Below are 867 nucleotides of genomic sequence, written 5' to 3'. Positions count from 1 at the left end.
GGCATCCGCAGCGAGGGCCGGTCGTGATCGAAGTGAATCCGCGTTTGACGGTCGCTTATGCCGGGCTGTCGGCGGTGCGCGGCAGCGGCCTGACGCGCGCGCTGCTGGCCGCGCATGGCGTGCGACTCGAGCGCTGCGGTGCGCCGCGCGCCAATCCGCTCACATTCGAGGTGCGTCCTTGAGCCCCGCCCGTTCGAACCCGGCGGTGCGGTTCGGCTGGGACGTCGGCGGTGCGCACGTGAAGGTGTCGCTCGTCGACGGCAGCGATGCCGTGCTCGACGTCGTGCAATGGCCGTGTCCGCTGTGGCAGGGTCTCGACCATCTGCACCGCACTATCGACCTCGTCTTCGAGCGCTGGCCGCAGGCGCGCGCGGGCGCCGCGCAGCATGCGGTGACGATGACCGGCGAGATGGTCGACCTGTTCGCGGATCGCGCCGAAGGCGTGCGCGCGATCGTGGCCGCGCTCGCGCAGCGGCTCGGTTCATCACTGCGTTTCTACGCCGGCGACGCCGGCTGGCTCGCCGCCGACGACTGCGCGGCCGGCTGGCGCCAGATCGCGTCGGCGAACTGGCTCGCGACCGCGAGCTGGGTCGCTACCCGCATGCCGAACGCGCTGCTGATCGACATCGGCAGCACCACCACCGACATCATTCCGATCGTCGACGGCCGGGTCGTCGCGCGTGGCGCGACCGATGCGGGCCGGCTCGCGAGCGGCGAACTCGTGTATCACGGCGTCGTGCGCACGCCGTTGTGCGGCGTCGCGCATCGGATCGAATTCGGCGGCGCCACGCTGAACGTGATGAACGAATGGTTTGCGACCACCGCCGACGTCTACCGGCTGACGGGCGAACTGGACCCGCTGCACGA

The 867-nt window shown here is 70.8% G+C and carries 1 protein-coding gene and 1 pseudogene; both read left to right on the top strand.

Annotated elements, in window-relative coordinates:
- Positions 1-182, top strand: a pseudogene (locus tag AB3X89_RS39970) (peptidase); the annotation flags it as partial.
- On the top strand, positions 179-867 hold a 689-nt coding region (locus tag AB3X89_RS39965; RefSeq protein WP_368588028.1), incomplete at its 3' end, for a hydantoinase/oxoprolinase family protein. The pseudogene AB3X89_RS39970 and the gene AB3X89_RS39965, both read left to right, overlap by 4 nt.

This window comes from Paraburkholderia sp. BR14320 (assembly GCF_040948665.1).
GTDB lineage: Bacteria > Pseudomonadota > Gammaproteobacteria > Burkholderiales > Burkholderiaceae > Paraburkholderia > Paraburkholderia youngii.
This window is presented reverse-complemented; position numbering and strand designations above follow the sequence as displayed.